Here is a 3,081-nt window from a genome sequence, read left to right on the forward strand (position 1 = left end):
CACCACCTCGGCCCGCAGCTCCGGCGCGGCCGACCGGCGCACATCCAGCGACAGCGCCGCGATCTGCCGGCCGCGCTCGTCCCGTTCGCCCACCAGCCAGGCGGCGGTCGGCGCGCGCAGCCAGCCCTCGGCCAGCAGGGCCCAGCGGGCCGCGACCAGCTCGGTGCTCCAGCGGTCGTAGGCGGCCGTCGGCACGAACTGGACGTCGACGCCGGCCGTGGCGTCGACGAGCCCGGCGGCGGCGGCGAGCTCGACCACGAAGGCGGCGACGCGCTCGTCGGTGTCGATCAGGCGGGCCACCGCACGCAGGTCACGCACGCTCAGGCCGCCGGTGCGCAGAGGGGTCACCGGCGCCGTCCCCCAGGCATCCAGGACTGTCGTCACCCAGCGGACCACTGTGTCCGCGGCGAGCGCCGCCGTGCTGTCGGCGGAGGCCGCACCGACGACGGTCCCCTCGACGGGCGGCGGGTCCGGATGCAGCCGACCGGCCGGGTTGTCCCCGCGGACCGCGAGGCCGACCTCCCGGGGCAGCTCGACGGTCTCGTCGTCGATGCCGACGACCAGGCCTCGGGCCAGCAGCTCCTCGATCGGGCTGCGGGTGACGTCCAGGGAGAGCAGGCGGCCGGCCTCCGTCGTCGTGCCCAGGGCGGGCCCGACGGCCAGCCGGTCGAGCAGTTCGCGGGCCCGCGGTGAGCATGCGCCCAGCCAGTCCCGCACCCGGTCCGGATCGTCGAACAGCGCGCCGATGGCGTCGACCAGCTCGGTCCGGGTACCCCGTTCACCGTCGAGGGCCGCCTCCGCCGCCCGGGGCGTCGGCAGAGCGAACCCATCGGCCAGGCGGGTGAGCTGGAACTGCCGGTAGGCCAGCAGGCACTCCCGCACGGGCCGGCCGAGCCCCAACGGTCGGACCCCGACAAGATCGATGGCCATCCCGACGACTCGCAACGCGGCGTCGCCGCCCCAGACCAGGCCGAGTTCGCGCAGCCGACGCACCGCCCCGGCGACGGCCGAATGCCCGCAGAAGGCCGCCAGCCGCGTGAGCGACACATCGGCAGGCAGGATCGTCAGCGCCTGCAGCACCTCGGAGGTGCCGGTGTCGAGGCGCTCTATCGCGCGCGCGACGCTGACCCGGACCTCCAGACGCGCGGCCAGCACGTCGAAGTCGGGTGGTGGCGGCGTGGCGAGATCTGGCCGCAGCAGGAACAGGCGGACGACCGCCTCGTCCGACTGCGCGCGCAGCCAGTCCGCCAGAGTCGCGGACCCGTCGTGCGCCTCCTCGGCCGGCATGGACACTCTCATGACGGTAGCTGGCGCGCCACGCGGCCGACGGGCGGCCATCTACCCGCGCGGCGTGCGGGCGGCGGCGACGACCCCCGCGCGCCGGCTAGGCCGAGTGCGCGGCCTCGCCCGAACGCGCGGCCGTCTCGCAGCCGTGCCGGCCGAACCTGGCCGTGCCGACCTGGTCCAGCACCCAGCCGCAGCAGGTGTCCCAGCGCAGCACGGCGATCGCCGGATCCGGGGCGCCAAGCGGACGCAGGACGGCGAAGGCCCAGTCCGGCGCGCCGGTCGACGTCCGGATGCCGCTGATACGCAGGTCTTCCGCCACGACGGCGGAGACCAACGGGCTGTCGAGGACGGCGGCCGCGATCAGGTCGGCCTCGACCGGGGTGGCCGGGCGACCGGGCCCGTCGGACAGGTCGGCACCCACCGAGCCGGAAGGCCCCGACACCGCACGGCCCTGCTCCGCGACGCCATGGCCGGCGTCGCCGAGCAGCGGCGCCGCGGGGACTGCGGCGGGTCTCGGACGCACGTGGCCTCCTTGGATGCCTGCTGGCGTGGCAGGCCGGGATGTGCGTTCAGTCGACATCGGCGATCAGAGGCCCGGCAGCGGCGCGGACGAGACGAGGTCGACGGAATGCGACAGACCTACCAATACCGATTGGACACGCCAAGACCGGGTGGATGCAAGGGATTCGGCGAACTGGAACGCGGCAATTTCCGAGCGGCCGCATCAGCGCGCCGCGCGCGCGAACCCCGCGGCCACCGAAAGATCACCTGGCACCCGGATATTGCTGGGATCTCGCGCCCACACGACCATCAAACGACAAGTACGCCAACGTTTGACAACATCCGGCCTCAATCTGGCAAACCGGACGAGCCGCCGTCCGACCCTGAAATGTCGAGGTGCACTCCCCCTTCCGACCACCACGCACAGGGGCGCCCGCACCGGCGCCCCCGACCGGTAGCCGGTCAACGCAGCCGCTCGGCCCCGTCGACGAGGAACGAAAGGTGATTCGCCCGACCCCAGGCCGCGACCCGGGTCAGCACGCCGGCGTCACCAGGCAGCACCAGGGTCCGGCCGAGCGAAGTCCCCACGACCAGGACGGCAATCACGATCAGCACCTGGACCAGCGTCAGGGGCCGGGACCGGGGACGCCCGCGGCCGTTGCGCACCCCGCCGACCTCGTCGTCCCGACCGCCGTCGCCCTCGCTCCCACCGCCTCGCGCGGCCCGGCCAATGGCGTCGCGATGGTCCGCATTCCCGCGTGCCACATCACGAGCCCCGACGCCTCCGCGGTCGACGTCATAGCGGTCGACGTCATAGCGGTCGATCTCATAGCGGTCGATGTCATGACGCTCCACGTCATAGCGGTCGATCTCGCGGCCAACGACGTCACGGCTATTAGCGCTCGGGCGATTGACGTCACGGCGGTCGGTCGCGGATGCGCGGGCGTCGCGCTCCCCGTTCGCGTCGAGCCACCCCAGTGGTGTCATGCCGAGACCGTTCGCCGGTTGCCCGCCGGGGACATCGGGATTCCCCGCGGCGGGTCGACGGCCCGTTCTCCCGCCGGTGGAAGAAGGGCCGGGTCCGTCGGATGGCAGTGGCGAGTGGACCCCGGTGGAGCTGACCTCGTCGAGCACGCCGGACACCCCCGGGGCGTCGGCGAATCCGCCCGGACGGCGGGAACTCGGGCGTTGCGAAGAACCCGCTGTCGGGTTCTGGGCGGGTCGTCGCCCGGCCGGTGCCACGCGCTCGGCAGCGACCGGGCGGGCCCCCGCGGCCGCGGGGGAGCTGCGCAC

2 protein-coding genes and 1 pseudogene are annotated in these 3,081 nt (G+C 74.0%); all 3 read right to left on the reverse strand.

What is annotated here, in order from left to right:
- Positions 1 to 1,287 (reverse strand): annotated as a pseudogene (locus MXD58_RS23845) (hypothetical protein); the annotation flags it as partial.
- 97 nt (positions 1,288 to 1,384) lie between these two features.
- Positions 1,385 to 1,810: a hypothetical protein gene (locus tag MXD58_RS23850; protein WP_248840983.1), complete on the reverse strand. Its 426-nt coding sequence runs from the start codon at positions 1,808 to 1,810 to the stop codon at positions 1,385 to 1,387.
- 440 nt (positions 1,811 to 2,250) lie between these two features.
- Entirely contained in the window at positions 2,251 to 2,775 is a 525-nt protein-coding gene (locus MXD58_RS23855; protein ID WP_250609966.1) for a hypothetical protein, read from the reverse strand.
- Between the last annotated feature and the right edge of the window lie 306 nt (positions 2,776 to 3,081).

This window comes from Frankia sp. AgKG'84/4, from assembly GCF_023242965.2.
GTDB lineage: Bacteria > Actinomycetota > Actinomycetes > Frankiales > Frankiaceae > Frankia.